Source organism: Oligoflexus tunisiensis (assembly GCF_001748245.1).
Classification (GTDB): domain Bacteria; phylum Bdellovibrionota_B; class Oligoflexia; order Oligoflexales; family Oligoflexaceae; genus Oligoflexus; species Oligoflexus tunisiensis.
Window position 1 is genome coordinate 7535919 of sequence record NZ_BDFO01000001.1, and the last position, 16224, is coordinate 7552142.

A 16224-nucleotide genomic window follows, 5' to 3' on the forward strand; every position below is an offset into this window, starting at 1 on the left:
GAAAATCACTTGGAGGCAAGGCGTCAACGAGCGAGGAGCGCAGTTTACATCAAGTAAATGAGCACCGCAGCGAGGCGGACAACGCAGAATACGAGGGGTTTTCGGCCAGGCTCCTAGTCGCCGGGCTCAAGGTCGATGATGCCCTTGTCCTTCACGAAGTTTTTCAGGTTATTCACGATGCGGGCTTCGATTTGTCGGGCCCGTTCGCGGCTGATGCCGTAACGATCGCCGATTTCCTGCAGAGTCACCGGGTTCTCGTTCATGATGCGATCCTCAAAGATCTCCAGATCGCGACCTTTCAACGTCTGCCGAAAGCTTTCCAACTGTTCGCCAAAAATACTGCGCAGCTCTTCGCTCGCGAGCGTGTCCTCGACACTGGGCTCCTGGTTGGGAATCATCGACCCCCTGGTCCCCCCTTCGCCTTCATCATCCGAGCCGATCGGAGCGTCGAGCGAATAGTCCGGCCCGTTGAGGCGCATTTGCATATCGATGACATCCTTCTCCCGCACATCGAGGTTTGCGGCCAGAAGTTTGGTATCGATGTGATCGTATTCGGCCAAAAGTTTGTCCATCTCCCGCCGCAAATTGAAGAAAAGCTTGCGCTGCGCTGCTGTTGTGCCAATCTTAACTTGGCTCTTGTTATCCATGATGTATTTGAGAATATAGGCTCTTATCCACCAGGCTGCGTAACTTGAAAGTTTCACCCCCTTGTAAGGGTTGTACTTTTTCACAGCCTGCATCAGACCATAATTGCCTTCCTGAATCAGATCGAGAAGGTTGGCCTGAGCCTGACGAAAGTCGTTGGCGATTTTCACAACGAGCCGGAGATTCGAGGTTACAAGACGGTGGGCAGCTGCTATATCTCCCTCTTCAAAATGCTTGCGGGCGGCTTCCAATTCCTCTTCTGGCGTCAGCAGAGAATATTTGGAGATTTCTTGCAGATAGAGTTGCAGAGGTGATAACTTGCTAACAGCCTGGCTAGCCTTGGGAGTTGGCAGATTTTTCGTCATCAATACACCCCTGCTTCAACCTGACAAATGGGACTGAAATATGCCAGGAATTGGGATCATAGCAAATCCCCACTCTAAGTTAAATAAGCGTTCTCCCGAGGAATTAAAGCTTTTACAGGACGTTCTTGGCCAAAAAGGCATCTTTTCCCTAAGCCAGGACCTCGAGCATCTTGATCGCATCATCCACGAATACAAAGACAAACACATTGATATTATTGCCATAAATGGTGGCGATGGGAGCATCTCGCGCGCCATCAGCCGGATTATCAGCATTTATGGCAAGGATCCGCTGCCGCGTCTCTGTGTGCTTGGCGGTGGAACGATGAATCTCGTGGCGGCTCAGTTGGGTGTGCGGGGCAGGCCCCATGAGATTTTGCAGCGACTTCTTCGCGACGCCGAGCAACCCGAGTCCATGAGACACGAGAGCCTCGCGACCTTGAAGATCGGCGAAGTCTATGGCTTTCTTTATGCGGATCAATCATCCACAGCAATTTTGGAAGAATTTTATCATAAAAAGAACGGTCATGTGGGAGCCACCTGGCTGAGCGTGCGCATCATCAATTCATTTCTGTGGCGCGGCCCTTTGATCAAGCGTGTGATTCGCGCTCATCGACTCGATGCCACGTTTAAACCAGGCGGTCGCCTGCGTTCACCGGCCCTGGGTGCCTTTGCGGGAACCATCACCAAGTTTCCGATGGGCCTCCAGTTTCTTCCCCTGGCCCGGCAACGTCCGGGACATTTTCAAGTCACTGTCGTGACTTGCCCTCCGGAAAAGTTGCTATGGTATATGCCCGCGATCATGCTACAACAAAAAGAAGGCCCCGCATCAGGAAAGCACAGTTTTTGCTGTGAACAGGCGAATCTTCGATACGAGGGTTCGGTCCATTTCACGGTTGATGGGGAAATCTATGTGAACCCCACCGGTTCGCTGAAGATTGAAGCGGGCCCGAAGCTCGAGTTTGTTTGCAGCTAAGAGGTGGATCAACATGGATCACGACGTCAGCAGAGTGAGGACCCCGGCCCCCATCGTTACGGTGCCGACCGAGCAATCAGGAGCAAATATGCGTTCCAAAACCCTGCCGCCGCCCCCGGAATGGGCCATCAGTCAGGCTCTTGGCCTCGACCATATTCGAGTCAGCTGGCTGGCTGGCGACGGATCGGACCGCTGCTATTATCGTCTTCATGACAAAGACAGCGAAAAAACCTATGTGCTCATGCAGCTTTCCGGCGATGACGCCGTGCAGCTCGCGAAGGATGGCTATGAGTGGGTGAAGATCAGCGCCCTGCTCGCCGATCACGAGATTCCCGCGCCCCGCACGATCGCAGCGCTGCCGGATTTTGCCGCGCTGATTATCGAGGATTACGGCGATGTGATGATGGAAACCTTCGCGCTCGAGGCTTTGGAAAAAGGGCAAAGAGCGGAAGTTTTGCATTTGTATCAGCAGGCCTTCGGCATGCTCGGGCATTTTTTGGAAATCACCGAATCCGGACGATCCCACTGGCGGGAACGTTCCTTTGATGCCGCGCGCCTGGATTGGGAGCTGCATTTTTTCAAGGAACAGTTTCTCGAAGCGGTGCTGGGCTGGACCTTTACGCCGGCTGAAGCCGAGGCTTTCAGCAAGGACGCTCACGCCCTGGCCGCATGGCTGGCGGAACGCTCGCAATACTTCGTGCACCGCGACTTTCATTCCCGCAACATCATGATCAAGGATAAAAACCTCGCGGTTATCGACTTCCAGGACGCGCGCCTCGGACCGCCGACCTATGACCTCGTGTCGCTCTGTTTTGATTCCTATATCCCGCTGACGAGTGCGGAACGCCGCGCGCTCATCGAGCAGGGGATCGCCGCGCTGATGGCGACCACACGGTCGCTGGACCAGGCCGATCTCGAAGAGGAGATTGGACCGATGCTTCTGCAGCGTCAGCTGAAAGCGATCGGCAGCTTTGGATATCTGACCGTCAAGAAAAACCGCGGCAACTATCTTCGCAATATCGCCCCGGCTCTGGCCACCCTCGATGCGGATCTCATTGAAGACAGCCGCTGGCCCTTCCTCTCCCAAACTCTGATCCAGGAAATCAAAAAGCGCTGGCAGGAGCGGGGAGCCCTATGAAGGCGCTCCTCCTGGCGGCCGGACTCGGGACCCGGCTGCGTCCTCTCACTGAGGTATTGCCGAAACCTTTGTGCCTGTTCTACGGCCGGCCTATTCTGGATCTTGTCTATGAACAGATCAAAAAAGTGGGTATTCACCAGATTGCGATCAATACGCATCACCTGCCGCTTGTGATCAATCAGCATATACAAAAGCACCCGGCTGTCTATACACCGCCTCCTCACATCTCGCATGAGCCTGAAATCCTTGGCACCGGCGGCGCCATCAATCCCTTGCGGGCCTGGCTGGGCAGCGATGACCTTCTCATCTGCAATGGCGATGTGATGGCGGACATTGACCTGAAGGCCCTTGTGCAGCAGCACCGGGAATCCGGTTCAGACGCCACCATGGTGCTCCTCGATCGGCATAAGAAAGGCACCAATCCGGTGGCCTATGAAGGGACCGCGATCCGGGCCATTGGCGACCAGCCGGTCAAAGCCACGGAAAGGCATACGCTGGCCACGTTCAGCGGCATCCATATCATCGGCCCAAGGCTCGTGCGCGCAATCCCTGCGGGCGGCAGTCCCTCGATCATCGAGGCTTATCATCGTCTGCTGGCGGAAGGGGCGCGGATTCAGGCTTTTATTCATCGGGGATTCTGGGAGGATCTGGGAACGCCACGCGATTATTTTGCGGCTCATCAGGCGGTGCTTCTGCATCCTGATCGGGCGGGGCTTTGTCAAAGGCTTGGTCTTGATCCGTCTATTCGTTTTGAGGGTGATTCCGCGCTGTGTGGGCCTGGTCCTTTTCCTGAGCGTAGACAGAACAGCTTTCTCTTTGGGCCTATACAGGGTGATCAGGGTGAACAGCCTATACAGTCCTGCCTGGTCTATCCATCAACCGTGATTAAGCCTGGTCAAAAATTGGAAAACGGGATTATCACACCGGAAGTTTGTATGGGGATCGTTTGAGGAGAGAGGGAAGCCACGACGCTCGTCTTTAAAATCTTCATCGCTATAAGTCTTCGGCTGAAAGTCATTGCGATTCGATTTTTAAATCAGGCCTTCGTTAGCTGCTCCAAAGAATGCGGTCAAAGTTCGAGGTTTCTATATTAAGTACGTTTTAAGAAATCTTTGGATACAGTTTGCGAAAACAGGTCATCCAGTGAATCATTGGCCACTTCAAGGACCACTTTGCTGGCTTTCACTTTAGTCACGGAAACCATTTTGCCGTTCGACTTGGTTTTACCTTTCACAAATTTTTGATCAGCGTTGTCATCAGCAGACGCCATGCTTGCAGGATCCACATAATAGATGGTCGTGCCAGCGGTCAGGCGGTCAGGGTTGTCGATCATATCGTTGTGGCGCCAGATGAGTTTCCAGAGGGACGAGTTGCCAAAGACGCGACCGGCGATGGTTGCCAGCGTGTCACCCTGCTGAATCTGAATCTCGGAACGTTGCACGCTTTCGTAGGTTGTCGCGAACTGCATCGACTGCTCGGTCAGCTGGTAGTAAACCACATCACCGGGATAGATCAGTCGTGGGTTGGCGAGGCCTGTGAAGTTGGCAATTTCCGTCCACTTGTTGGAGTCACCGTAGATACGGGCGGCAATTTTTGCCAGAGTGTCACCCTTTTGCACGATGTAGGACATTTTCGAACCGAGTTCGGGAAGACCAGGACCGACCGGAGTGCCGGCGACCGCACCGCCCATGGGGGCTGGATTCATGGGAGCTGCTCCCGCCTGGTTCATGCCTGCGTTCATGCCGGCGTCCATGGCTGGATTGCCCATGCCGTCATTGGCCATCATGTTGCCGCCGTCCATGCCGGCGTTGTTCATCATGCCACCATTGTTGGGAAACTGGCTGTTATTTGCCGTATTCATCTCTTCGATGATCTGCTGCAAATCTTCCTCGCCGCCCTGACCCTGGTTGTTGGCCAGCATGTTGCCTTCGTTCATGCCATTCATCATGCCGTTGTTTTCGGCACCGAATGCATTGCCCTGGTCGTTATTGAAGCCGTTGGTTTCGGCTCCATTGACCATCTGGTCGTTGTTCATCATCTGTTCGTTGTTCATCATCGCTTCGTTGTTCATCATCGCTTCGTTGTTTGCCATCGCCTCGTTGTTCATCATCTCTTCGTTTTCCATGGCGTTGTTTTCCGCCATGGCCATCTCTTCCTCTGTCGACGCTGCGATTTCCTCTTCTGAACCTTCTGCCGAGTCGGAACTCGAGCAACCCAGACTCAGAAACTGCAGCGAGAACATGAAGCTGGCAAGGCACAGTAACCTGACCAATTTCGATCTCATGACCCCTCCCCTGTGTGACGCAAGGTTTTCGACAATGATCTCACCATGAAGACACCTCCATATGCCTGGTGAACCGATACCTGACGTACGAGTCGGCACAAAAACGCCAACCCTTTAGCCATTACAAACCGAAATCATAAAGGCCGCAAGCTGCATGGATTTCCTGCTTCCCTCGAGAATTTCTGCCTGTTCTGCGGTTTTTGGGGTAGTGATGAAGCGTGATCTATCGTTTTGACAAGTCAACCAGGCGGAATTTGACCACATCTGTTTAGACGCGATAAGCTAATACCAGTTGCCCCTATGCCGCCCCTCGAGTATGACAAAGCCTTCTTCTGGACGAGGGGTATCATGGAAAACTTCGAACATATCAGCGTCCTGCGCGAAGAGCTGGTGCAGAGTCTGGCCCTGAAACCCGGTGACTATGCTGTCGACTGTACAGCCGGCGGGGGTGGACACACCCGCATCCTGCTTGATCAGGTGGGCCGAAGCGGAAAAGTCTTCGCCTTTGATCGCGATGCCTGGGCTCAGGCCGTCCTGCATAAGCGCTTTGCCGCCGAACTCGAAAGCGGTCAGCTCACATTAATTCAGGCGCCGTTCTCGGAACTGGTGCCGGAACTCGAAAGCAGGAATCTGCTCGGATGCATTCAGGGTCTTTGTGCCGATATCGGTGTGTCGTCGCCACAGCTTGATCATGCGGAACGCGGTTTTTCCTTTGCGAAATCGGGTCCCCTCGATATGCGCATGGATCAGACGCGTGGCCCCACAGCTGCGGATCTTGTCAACGAAAGCACGGAAGAGGAACTCATTCGCATCTTCCGCGATTATGGGGAAGACCCGCAGGCCCGATCGGTGGCGCGGGCCATCCTGAAACGTCGGGCGGAAAAGCCCTTTGCGGAAACCACGGACCTCGCGAATGTTGTCGCGTCCGCTTCCCATTACAAGGAACGCAGTCGCAAGCATCCGGCGACCAAAATCTTTCAGGCTCTGCGCATTGCGGTGAACACGGAACTCGAGGAACTCGAAACGCTGCTCCAGGATTTTCCCAAGGTACTCGCCTCCGGGGGTCGCTGTGGGATCATCAGCTTCCATTCCCTGGAAGACCGGCTGGTCAAGCAGGGTTTCAAACACCTGGTCGATGGAAACAAGCCCCGGTTTGATCGGCACGTGCCCATCACCGCCGCTCAATTGGATGCCATGTACGAAAAACGCTTCCAGATCATCAAACCCTTTCCTCTGGAACCGTCTGACCAGGAAGTCGAACGAAACCCAAGAGCCCGAAGTGCCAAGCTGCGCGTGATAGAAAAGCTATAAAACACAGGCGCCTGAAACGCCTGAGTCCTGATATCCTTAACGTATGACCCCATGGGTCCCCAGGGAGGATTCGCGACATGAAGCTTTCGACTCTGACTCGCATCTGGAACAAACTGCCCTTCGTCCTGCTGGTCGGAGGGTTTGGCCTCGCCTCCTTCAAAGCCTACATTACGATTCAGACCACGATCATCGGCTATAAGATTGGCCAGATGAAACAGACTGAAACCGATCTCCTCGAATCCCAAAGCACTCTGAAAATGGAACTGGCGAAGATCACGCGGCGCGAAAGTCTCATGACCCTGTCCGCCCGAGCCAACGAAAACCATAAAGATGTTTGGGCCGCCCATTGAAAATGCCGCATATTCGTCAACTTTGGAGCAGCTTGCGACGCCTGCGCCCTGGCCAGGTTCGTCAAATCTGGAACAGTTTGCGTCGGCAGAAGCCCAGCCAGACGCTGGGTCCCTTCTATGTGGGACGCAATCGCAGCATCGCGCTCGTCTTTTTTGGGCTCTTTGCCATTCTTGCGGGACGGGCCGTGACCATTCACATCCTGAGTCCTTCCGCGGATATTCTCGAAACGCTCGCCCGGCGTCAGTATCAAACCAAAATCGACCTGTCTCCCTATCGCGGCAATATCTATGATCGGCGGGGGGAGCCACTGGCCATCAGTATCCGGCGCCCGTCCTTTTACGTGAACCCGCGCATCTTCGATCCCACGCCGCAGCAGACAAGGCAGCTCGGGCAGATCCTCGACATCTCCCCAAAGCATGTTCGCAAAGTTGCCAAACGTACCAATTACTTTGCCTGGCTCGCCCGCAAGGTCGAACTTACTCAGGCGCAAAAGGTCAACGCTCTTAAGATTGAAGGTCTTTACGAAATCACCGAACCGGCCCGCTTTTATCCGAGCGGCAAGGATCTGGTGCCTTTGATCGGTTCGGTCGGCATCGATAACCACGGTCTTCAGGGTGTGGAGCTGGCTTACGACAGCACGCTGCAGGGTGAGGTTCTGACCACCTTTCGCAATCGGGACGCACGCGGACAGTCCATCTATCGCGACTCGCTCCTGGCCCTGCCTGAAAAAACCGGAAAGAACATTGTTCTGACTCTGGACAGCGCCATTCAAAATACGGCTCAAAGGGCTTTGCAAAAGGGTGTGGAAAAGGCCAAGGCCAAAGGCGGTTTTGCCATTGTCTCGGATCCTCATACCGGCCGCATCCTCGCCATCGCCAATGTCAACAGCGCGCCGCAGGAAATCAATCGCAACCGGGCGCTCACGGATATCTTTGAACCCGGCTCGGTCGTCAAGCCTCTCGTCATCGGCCGTGCGGTCGAACTGGGTCTGACCCGGATGGACGAAGTCCATGACACCTTCAATGGAAGCTACTCCGAGGATCGTTGGACCATTCGCGATACGCATGGGGCCCCGTCGATGTCGACCGAGGAGATTCTGATTGAATCGAGCAACATCGGAACCTATCGGATCGCCAAACGCATGGGTCCGGAACGTCTGGCGCTGACGCTCGGTGAGTTCGGCATCGGGTCCCGTGACAATCACATCGGTTTTCCCGGACAGCAGTTCGGCCGCGTCAGTCCCTGGCAGAAATGGCGACCTGTGCGCTTTGCCAACGTTGCCTTTGGTCAGGGCTTTTATGCGTCAGGCCTTGAACTGGTGCAGGCCTTTGGTGCGATTGCCAATGGCGGCAACCTGATGAAGCCCTTCTTTATCGACCATATCGAATCACCCGAGGGCGGCATGATCGAATCGCACGCCTCGGAAATCGTCCGCCGTGTGTTCTCACCCACCACCGCCGCCAGCCTTCGCCAGGTCCTGCGCCGCGTCGTGGATGAAGGAACCGGCAGCCGGGCGGCCTTGACCTCCTGGTCGTCTGCCGGAAAAACCGGCACCAGTGAAAAAGTGGATCCGCAGACCCGTCGCTATTCGGATCATCTGCGAATCGCCAGCTTCATCGGCTTTGCACCGAGTGTGGATCCTCACCTCGTGATTTATGTCGTAGTCGATGAACCCTTCGTGAGACCCTATACAGGTGGCATCCATGCTGCACCGATCTTTCAGGAAATTGCCGAGGAAACCCTGCGCTATCTGAATGTGGCTCCCGACAAGTTTCCGGCAAAAGACGTGCTTGCAAAAGGAACCAACGATCATCTACAAAAGTCAGAAAGCCGGGGCAATCAAGCCCTTTAAGGAGTCCGGCATACCATGGTCAAAAATCCTGTGGAGGACCTGGGATGGCGCACAGAACGTGAATCCATTCCTTTTGATCTTCCCAATCGCGTGAACAGTGACAGTCGCCGGATTGAAGCCGGCCAATGGTTTATGCCCATCCGTGGCGCAAATTTCGATGGTCATGACTTTATCCAGGCCTCTGTGGACAAGGGGGCGGCGGGATTCTTTTTTGAATCGCGGCTCCGCGAGCAGCTCCCGGCCGAGCTTCGCAAGCTGGGGATTGAAGTCCCGGATACGACCAAAGCCTTGCAGGATTTGGCCCGCTGGTGGCGTCAGGAAATCGGCTGCAAGGTCGTCGGCATTACCGGTTCGTCCGGCAAGACCACAGTCAAGGAGATGGCCGCCGCCATGCTGCATAGCATCGCGCCCACTCTGAAAACCGAAGGGAGTCTCAACAATGAGCTGGGCACTCCCCTCACCCTCTGCCGCCTGACACCGCTCCATCGCTTTGCTGTGATAGAAATGGGTGCACGGCACAAAGGGGATATCGAATTCCTATCGAAGATCGTCCTGCAGGATATCGGTGTGCTGCTTAACGTCGGCAGCGCGCATGTCGGTGAATTTGGAGGGCCGCTCAAGATTCTGGAAGCCAAGATGGAAATCGCGGCGGCTCCCACGGCCGTCTATTTCAAAGATGATGCCCGCATTGATGAAGCCATGAAAAGGCTGAAGAATAAGACTCTGGTGAGCTTCGGTCGCGATCCTTCCGCGGATGTGCAGCTGCTCGATACCGAACTCGATGGTCGCGGTCAGGTGCGCCTTCACTTTTCAATCCGTGGGCAAAAGCAGACGGTCACCTCGAATTTTTATCACAGCAGCTTTGCCATCAACGCTGCCACCTGTCTGGCGATCGGCGTGGCTTTGAACCTTGATCCCAAAGCCTGTGCCGCCGGCCTGCAAACCTTTCAGGGCGTCAAAGGCCGCTTCAAGGTGCATGCGCTGCGGCATCAGCTTTTGATCGATGACTCTTACAATGCGAATCCGGAAAGTATGAAGGCGGGGCTCAGCACATTGCGCGATGCTTATCGCCAACGGAAAACCTGCCTGATTCTCGGTGATATGTTGGAACTCGGCGACAGTTCGGAAAGCGCGCATCGCGCGGTCGGAGCCTTCTGTGCCCAGGAGATCAAGCCAGCCAAGCTTTTGACCGTAGGCCCCATGTCCCGCTGGATTGCCGAGGAAGCCATCCGCACGGGAATGCCGGCCGATCGCGTCGAACAGTTCGACCGCGTGGAACAGGTGATTGCCCAATTGCCCGCATTTTGGCCTGATACTGAGCTGCTTTACGTAAAAGCTTCGAAAGGTATAAGATTAGGTATAATCATCGATACCCTTCTCACTCCATAGGAAACCGCCTTGCTTTATCACATCTTCCACAACCTGGCCGAGAGCCTCACGGTTTTTAATGTAACCCGTTACATTACCTTTCGCTCGATGGCGGCACTGCTGACTGCGCTGGGTATCAGTTTCATGTTCTCTCCCTGGTTTATTCGCAAACTCAAAAACAAACAGATCGGCCAACAGGTTCGCAATGATGGGCCGCAGTCGCACTTCTCCAAAGCCGGCACGCCGACGATGGGTGGCGGATTGATTCTCGCTGCCACGTTGATTCCGGCTCTTTTGTGGATGGATTGGGTCAATCCGCATCTTTGGTTTGTCTGCATCGTGACCATGACGTATGGCCTTATTGGTTTTCTCGACGATTATCTGAAGGTGTCCAAGAAAAATACCAAAGGCCTCTCCGGAAAAAAGAAACTCGTCGGTCAATGGGCAGTGGCGCTTCTGATCTGCACGGCGCATTTCTGGATCTATCGCAACGGCGAGCTGCATTTTCCCTTCTTCAAGGAATGGGTCATCGACCTCGGCTGGTTCTATATTCCCTTTGCCGCCTTCGTCATTGTCGGCGCCAGCAACGCCGTGAACCTTACCGATGGCCTGGATGGTCTCGCGATCGGGCCGGTGATGACCACCGCGGCCTGCTTTGCCATCCTCGCCTATGTCGGCGGCAACATAAAATTCTCGGAATATCTGCAGCTGCATTATCTTAAGGATACGGGTGAACTGGCGATCTTCTGTGCCTGCCTGATCGGTGCTGGCATGGGTTTTCTCTGGTATAACACCTTCCCCGCTCAGGTTTTCATGGGTGATGTCGGGTCGCTGCCTTTGGGCGGAGCCCTGGGCGCCATCGCCGTGTTTACCAAGAATGAAATCCTGCTTGTCATCGTTGGTGGGATTTTTGTCATGGAAGCCTTGTCCGTCATTATCCAGGTCGGTAGCTTCAAACTGCGCGGCAAGCGCATTTTCCGCATGGCGCCGATTCACCACCACTTCGAATTGAAAGGCTGGCCGGAGCCACGGGTTATCGTTCGCTTCTGGATTATTTCGATCATTCTTGCCATTATCGGTCTCATGAGCCTGAAACTGCGCTGAGACGTATATGAACAAGACTTTGATTCTAGGGGCCGGACGCTCGGCCCTGGGTGCTGCGAAGCTGCTTTTGCGCCAGGGACATCGCCCCCTGGTTTCTGACATAGCCGAGAAATTCCCTGAGATCGCTCAGGAGATTCGTGCCGACGGCGCGGATCTTGTGATCGGTCCGCAAACCCCGGAGCTCCTCACCGGCATTTCCCAGCTGGTCGTGAGTCCTGGCCTTTCCCCTGAGATTCCCATCCTTCAGGAAGCGCGCCGACGCGGTCTGCCGATCCTCAGTGAAATCGATCTGGCCCTCAAGGTCTTTGAAGGCACGGTCATGGGCGTGACCGGAACCAATGGCAAGTCGACCACAACCACCCTGCTGGCCCATCTGCTCCAGGAACTTGGAAGCAAGGCCGAGGCCAGCGGCAACATCGGCATTGCCCCGAGTCTTCTTATCGCCGAGGACCGGGTGCCGGAAATTCTGGTGCTGGAACTCTCGTCCTATCAGCTCGACTTTTCCCAGCCCATTCGCAATCACTGCAGTCTTTTTATGTCCTTTTCGCCTGATCATCTCGAACGCCATGGCACCATGGAAAATTATTTCAAGGCGAAGTGGAAACTGATGCTGGGCACGGTGGAAAGCGGCCGTCTGATTATGCCGCGGCGCATTGTGGAACAGGCCCATGCGTATGCTGTGCCCTTCCCCAAGGCTCCGATCACCCAGATCGTGGTTGATGCGGAAACACCATACAAGGCTTATGGTCCTTCCCAGGTCGTGCATATCGATTCTCAAAAAGGGCTGGTGAGCGGCGACGGTTTTCCCCAGGCGGAAACGCTGCCGGCGGATCTCAGCTTTCATAATCAATTGAATGTTGTGGCTTCCATCCTGGCTGTGCGAAGTCTGGTCGAGGCCTCGTGGAAGGATCTCCTGCGCGGCGTGACCACTTATCAGTGGCTGCCCTACCGCTTTCAAAAAATCGGCAGCATCCAGGGGCATCCCGTCTTCAACGATAGCAAATCCACCAATGTGGAATCGACTCTGGTGGCCTTGCAGAGCATGCGCGTGCCGGCGCTCGTGCTGCTGGGCGGTCAACCCAAGGGCGAGTCCTTTGCGCCGATCGCCGCCCATCGCGACCGCATTGGAAAGCTGATCGCCTTCGGTGCGGCCGGCCCTAAAATAGAGAGCGATCTCAAGGACTTGAATCCCATCGTTTTTCCCACTCTCAAGGCTGCGCTGGACGCAATCGTCGGCCTTGTTCGGCAACATCCCGCGCCGCTTGTCTTTTCTCCGGCCTGCGCGTCGTTTGATGAATTTAAAAACTTTGAGGAAAGGGGGGCCTTTTTCAATCAAAATTTGACCCCCCTGCTGGACAAGAGCTAGGGCAAAAGAAACAATAGAAGGATGTGACCATGCCGTGGAGATGAGGAGAATTTCATGGAAACACCTTCTGCCGCTGAAGGTCGATTCTATCGCAACGCCCTGCTCTTCACCGCCTTCCTTCTGACCGCGCTGGGTCTCCTCGCGATTTACACCTCGTCGAGCATCCCGGCCGAGATCAAGTTCCACGACACCCTCTTTTTCGTGCGCAAACAATTTGTGCTGGCCGCGCTGGGTTTTGGCATGATCATGCTGCTCCAGACCATGCCCCTGCGCTGGATCGAAATGCTGACCCTGCCCCTCGTGGCGCTATCCGCCCTTCTGATTTTGTTTACGCTGATTCCCGGACTGCAGCATAAGGCCAACGGCGCCTCCCGGTGGGTGCGTCTCGCCTGGTTCACCTTTCAACCCTCGGAGTTGGGCAAGGTTGCGCTGATCCTGTTTCTGGCGCGCAATCTCAGCCGACCGTCCGCCCGTATTGATAAACGTCCGATAGCCATCCTGCCCAACCTCGGTGTTTTAAGTGCTTTTGTCCTGCTCCTCATGCTGCAACCTGACTTTGGTTCCACCGTGGTTTATGTCGTGATCACCATGCTCATGCTGTTTGTTGCGGGTCTTCCCCTGCGTTATATCATCACAGCCTTTTGTCTGGGCGTGCTGGGAGTCGTTGCTGCCATCCTGCATGCACCCTATCGCCTGGCGCGAATTACCAGTTTTCTGGATCCCTGGGAATCCATACGGACCGGTGGCTTTCAAATTGTGCAAAGTTATTTGGGCTTTCACAACGGGGGCCTTTTGGGCGTCGGCCTTGGGGAGTCCCGGCAGAAGCTCTTCTTTCTGCCGGAAGCGCATACCGATTTTATCCTTTCGGTGATCGGCGAAGAAACCGGTCTGCTGGGCGTCTTCCTTGTGCTTTCCTGCTTTGCATACATTGCGTGGCTCGGCTTGCGCATCACGACCATGCAGAATGAGACCTACCGAAAATTCCTCGCGATGGGACTAAGCTCTTTAATTTCCATCCAGGCTATCGTAAATATGGGAGTCGCCATGGGTCTTTTGCCGACGAAAGGAATGCCCCTCCCCTTCGTCAGCTATGGATCGAGCTCTCTTCTCAGCTTTTTGCTGATGGTGGGAATCCTCGCCCGGCTCGCCAAGGTTGCTCCCAGCCGCGCAGGCTGAAACTCCTTTGCACCCGCTGAACCTGGCGACCAACCTGGGCGGTAGGGACTGCCTTGCAACCTGTTCTTTCCATGCGACTGAGTTGAACAAAATGAAAGACGTATCCCCAAGGCTTGTGCATTTCATAGGGATCGGTGGGACCGGCATGCGACCTTTGGCGGAAATAGCTTTGTCTCAAGGCTATCAGGTCAGCGGTTCCGATCAGAATCAATCAAGCAGTACAGATGAGCTGGTGGCCCGTGGGGCCCGTGTCACCATCGGTCACCGCGCGGACGCCATTCCCTCGGGTCCGGTTCGCATCGTGGCCTCGACCGCCATCAAAGGAGCCAACCCCGAGGTGGCCGAGGCGCAAAGGCTGGGTTTACCCATCCTGCATCGCTCCGAGTTTTTGCATGAGCTGATGAGCCGTTTCAAACCCATCTGCATCAGCGGCACGCATGGCAAGACCTCAACCACGGCAATGGTCGCTTTCATGTTGCGGGAGATGGGTCTGGATCCGACCGCGGCGATCGGTGGGGAACTCGTCGGTACGAACAGCTATTCCATGAATGGTTCCGGGCCGTGGTTTGTGGCCGAATGCGATGAGTCCGATGGCAGCTTTCTGCGCTACGAGCCTTACCTTAGTATCATCACCAATATTGACCTCGATCATCTCGATTACTATCAGGACCTCGAAGGCCTGAAGCGGGGCTTTCTCACTTTTGTGAACAGAACCCAGGCGGACGGCTGGGCGATCTTCGGCTGGGATAACCACGCGGCTCGCGAGGTGGCGCATGAGTTTGCCGGTCAGCGTCTGACCTTTGGAACCCGTATTGGAGCAGAGGTTCGTGGCCTGAATTTCAAGAGCCATGGTGCGGTCGCCGACTACGAGGCGGTGGTCGATAAAATTTTGATAAAAGGCAGCGCGCCGGTGGTGGGTCGCCACAATCTCCAGAACATACTCTGCTGCCTTGCCGTCGCCAAGGCCCTGGATCTTGATTTGCCGAAAGCCGCTGCGGCCCTTGCGCGTTATCCGGGTGTGAAGCGGCGCTTTTCGCTCGTTGCCGAAATCGATGGCGTCAAAATATTTGACGACTATGCCCACAATCCTGGAAAAATTCAGTCATGTATTGAAGGTGCACGCGAAGCGTTTCCGAATGAGCGACTGATTGTTATCTTTCAGCCCCACCGATACTCGCGACTGGAAACTATGTATAATGAACTCATGGCTTCTTTTGCAGCGGCGGACGAAGTGCTTATCATGCCTGTGTATGCCGCCGGTGAGTCGACCGACAAGGATTTTTCCCCCAGTATCCTGGCGGAAGACCTGAGTCGCGTCAGCCAGGTGAAAGCCCAGCCATACAGCACCGAGACCCTGAATAAACTTTTGCAAAGCCCGCGTCGGCCAACGGTTCTGATCACCGTTGGTGCCGGCGATGTTTCGCAGTTGAGTCAGCAATGGAAGGATGCTCTCCATGAGCAAAAGACGGCGCAGGAAAGGACTCCTCGATAGTCAAAAACTCAAGCGACGTTATCGCCTTCTGCCCGTATTGAAAAAACTTCTTCCGCCGGTGCTTGTGTTGGCCGGCGGCGTCGGATTCAGCCTCTGGCTCAAGCCCCGTCTCGCCTCCTCCGGTTTTGATTTTCTCAGGAACGATGAAAGGCCTGAGCTTCAGGTCCTTGCAAGCATCGGCGTGGAGGATGAGGCACCGATTCGCGAAGCCTATGGTCAGCTCTCCGCCATCCATGGTGATTCTCTCCCACAGTTTGCCGAACGCTTGCATCAAAAGATGGGACTGCGCTCCATCACCTTGATCCGCACGGCCCCGGAGCGTCTCGCGATAGGTACAGAACCTTTCGCGGCCGCCATGATCGTCGAACTTGATCGTCGTCGTTTTGCGACGACCGATGGCATCATCTTTGGTGAACTCAGCGAAGGTCAGGTCTCGCCGCTCCCGGTGCTCAAGGGTTTGAACCGTCGGCAGAACATGACACGAACAGCCAATGGAACCTTTCGTGTCAGCGCTGGCAATCAGAAGATTATCAACGAGGCCCTTCTCGCCATCCAGGAAGGAAGCAAGTATAATATAAAGTATCGCAGCCTTGTTTATGATGATTTTCGCGGAATCAGTGGTGATCTTGAAGCCTCAAATTACCGGGTGACACTCGGTTTTAAACCCTACTCCAACAAATATATGAAGCTCGAAAAGATCATTATCAGCTTGAAAGAGCGCGGCCTTTCATCGGCGATGATTGAAGTTGATTACAAAGGCAAAGCCTTCGTCAAAGAGAGTGTACTCTAGACATTAGGA

14 protein-coding genes are annotated in these 16224 nt (G+C 54.9%); 12 read left to right on the forward strand and 2 right to left on the reverse strand.

Features of this window, described 5'->3' with window-relative positions; translation table 11 throughout:
• Positions 1-113: 113 nt before the first annotated feature.
• On the reverse strand, positions 114-1010 hold the full coding sequence (locus OLTU_RS31570; RefSeq protein WP_141736689.1) for an RNA polymerase factor sigma-32: 897 nt from the start codon (positions 1008-1010) through the stop codon (positions 114-116).
• Between the two features lie 40 nt (positions 1011-1050).
• On the opposite strand from OLTU_RS31570, the gene OLTU_RS31575 reads away from it, so the two are divergent.
• From OLTU_RS31575 to OLTU_RS31585, 3 genes are all read left to right on the forward strand, one after another.
• The gene (locus tag OLTU_RS31575) at positions 1051-1983 is read left to right on the forward strand and encodes a diacylglycerol/lipid kinase family protein (protein ID WP_141736690.1); all 933 of its coding nucleotides are present in this window, start codon (positions 1051-1053) and stop codon (positions 1981-1983) included.
• An 88-nt stretch (positions 1984-2071) separates the two neighbouring features.
• On the forward strand, positions 2072-3121 hold the full coding sequence (locus OLTU_RS31580) for an aminoglycoside phosphotransferase family protein (protein ID WP_176737133.1): 1050 nt from the start codon (positions 2072-2074) through the stop codon (positions 3119-3121).
• The gene (locus OLTU_RS31585; RefSeq protein ID WP_141736692.1) at positions 3118-4071 is read left to right on the forward strand and encodes a nucleotidyltransferase family protein; all 954 of its coding nucleotides are present in this window, start codon (positions 3118-3120) and stop codon (positions 4069-4071) included. The genes OLTU_RS31580 and OLTU_RS31585 overlap by 4 nt, the downstream gene beginning before the upstream one ends.
• Positions 4072-4211: 140 nt before the next feature.
• Here OLTU_RS31585 and OLTU_RS31590 read toward each other — a convergent pair whose 3' ends face one another.
• Positions 4212-5405, reverse strand: coding sequence for a LysM peptidoglycan-binding domain-containing protein (locus OLTU_RS31590; RefSeq protein ID WP_141736693.1), 1194 nt, complete (start codon positions 5403-5405; stop codon positions 4212-4214).
• 348 nt (positions 5406-5753) lie between these two features.
• Between OLTU_RS31590 and rsmH the strand changes: the two genes are divergently transcribed.
• From rsmH to OLTU_RS31635, 9 genes are all read left to right on the forward strand, one after another.
• Positions 5754-6716 carry a 16S rRNA (cytosine(1402)-N(4))-methyltransferase RsmH gene (gene rsmH / locus OLTU_RS31595; RefSeq protein WP_176737134.1) on the forward strand — a complete coding sequence of 321 codons (963 nt, stop codon included), beginning with the start codon at positions 5754-5756 and terminating at the stop codon, positions 6714-6716.
• Positions 6717-6793: 77 nt separating this feature from the next.
• Positions 6794-7066 carry a hypothetical protein gene (locus tag OLTU_RS31600; RefSeq protein WP_141736695.1) on the forward strand — a complete coding sequence of 91 codons (273 nt, stop codon included), beginning with the start codon at positions 6794-6796 and terminating at the stop codon, positions 7064-7066.
• 32 nt (positions 7067-7098) lie between these two features.
• Positions 7099-8919 carry a peptidoglycan D,D-transpeptidase FtsI family protein gene (locus OLTU_RS31605; RefSeq protein ID WP_176737135.1) on the forward strand — a complete coding sequence of 607 codons (1821 nt, stop codon included), beginning with the start codon at positions 7099-7101 and terminating at the stop codon, positions 8917-8919.
• A gap of 15 nt (positions 8920-8934) precedes the next feature.
• Positions 8935-10308 carry a UDP-N-acetylmuramoyl-tripeptide--D-alanyl-D-alanine ligase gene (locus OLTU_RS31610; RefSeq protein WP_141736697.1) on the forward strand — a complete coding sequence of 458 codons (1374 nt, stop codon included), beginning with the start codon at positions 8935-8937 and terminating at the stop codon, positions 10306-10308.
• A gap of 9 nt (positions 10309-10317) precedes the next feature.
• A complete protein-coding gene (mraY, locus tag OLTU_RS31615) occupies positions 10318-11391 on the forward strand; it encodes a phospho-N-acetylmuramoyl-pentapeptide-transferase (protein WP_141736698.1) in 1074 nt (357 codons plus the stop codon).
• Positions 11392-11398: 7 nt separating this feature from the next.
• Positions 11399-12757: a UDP-N-acetylmuramoyl-L-alanine--D-glutamate ligase gene (gene murD, locus OLTU_RS31620; protein WP_141736699.1), complete on the forward strand. Its 1359-nt coding sequence runs from the start codon at positions 11399-11401 to the stop codon at positions 12755-12757.
• A gap of 54 nt (positions 12758-12811) precedes the next feature.
• Complete coding sequence (gene ftsW / locus OLTU_RS31625) at positions 12812-13933, forward strand: putative lipid II flippase FtsW (RefSeq protein WP_141736700.1); 1122 nt, start codon at positions 12812-12814, stop codon at positions 13931-13933.
• A gap of 91 nt (positions 13934-14024) precedes the next feature.
• Complete coding sequence (gene murC, locus OLTU_RS31630) at positions 14025-15425, forward strand: UDP-N-acetylmuramate--L-alanine ligase (protein ID WP_141736701.1); 1401 nt, start codon at positions 14025-14027, stop codon at positions 15423-15425.
• Positions 15388-16215 carry a hypothetical protein gene (locus OLTU_RS31635; RefSeq protein WP_141736702.1) on the forward strand — a complete coding sequence of 276 codons (828 nt, stop codon included), beginning with the start codon at positions 15388-15390 and terminating at the stop codon, positions 16213-16215. The genes murC and OLTU_RS31635 overlap by 38 nt, the downstream gene beginning before the upstream one ends.
• Positions 16216-16224 lie beyond the last annotated feature (9 nt).

Excerpts from the sequence above, each read along its gene's own strand:
- OLTU_RS31570 (WP_141736689.1), bottom strand. The coding sequence starts at position 1,010 with ATGACGAAAAATCTGCCAACTCCCAAGGCTAGCCAGGCTGTTAGCAAG.
- OLTU_RS31575 (WP_141736690.1), top strand. The coding sequence starts at position 1,051 with ATGCCAGGAATTGGGATCATAGCAAATCCCCACTCTAAGTTAAATAAG.
- OLTU_RS31580 (WP_176737133.1), top strand. The coding sequence starts at position 2,072 with ATGCGTTCCAAAACCCTGCCGCCGCCCCCGGAATGGGCCATCAGTCAG.
- OLTU_RS31585 (WP_141736692.1), top strand. The coding sequence starts at position 3,118 with ATGAAGGCGCTCCTCCTGGCGGCCGGACTCGGGACCCGGCTGCGTCCT.
- OLTU_RS31590 (WP_141736693.1), bottom strand. The coding sequence starts at position 5,405 with ATGAGATCGAAATTGGTCAGGTTACTGTGCCTTGCCAGCTTCATGTTC.
- rsmH (WP_176737134.1), top strand. The coding sequence starts at position 5,754 with ATGGAAAACTTCGAACATATCAGCGTCCTGCGCGAAGAGCTGGTGCAG.
- OLTU_RS31600 (WP_141736695.1), top strand. The coding sequence starts at position 6,794 with ATGAAGCTTTCGACTCTGACTCGCATCTGGAACAAACTGCCCTTCGTC.
- OLTU_RS31610 (WP_141736697.1), top strand. The coding sequence starts at position 8,935 with ATGGTCAAAAATCCTGTGGAGGACCTGGGATGGCGCACAGAACGTGAA.
- murD (WP_141736699.1), top strand. The coding sequence starts at position 11,399 with ATGAACAAGACTTTGATTCTAGGGGCCGGACGCTCGGCCCTGGGTGCT.
- ftsW (WP_141736700.1), top strand. The coding sequence starts at position 12,812 with ATGGAAACACCTTCTGCCGCTGAAGGTCGATTCTATCGCAACGCCCTG.
- murC (WP_141736701.1), top strand. The coding sequence starts at position 14,025 with ATGAAAGACGTATCCCCAAGGCTTGTGCATTTCATAGGGATCGGTGGG.
- OLTU_RS31635 (WP_141736702.1), top strand. The coding sequence starts at position 15,388 with ATGAGCAAAAGACGGCGCAGGAAAGGACTCCTCGATAGTCAAAAACTC.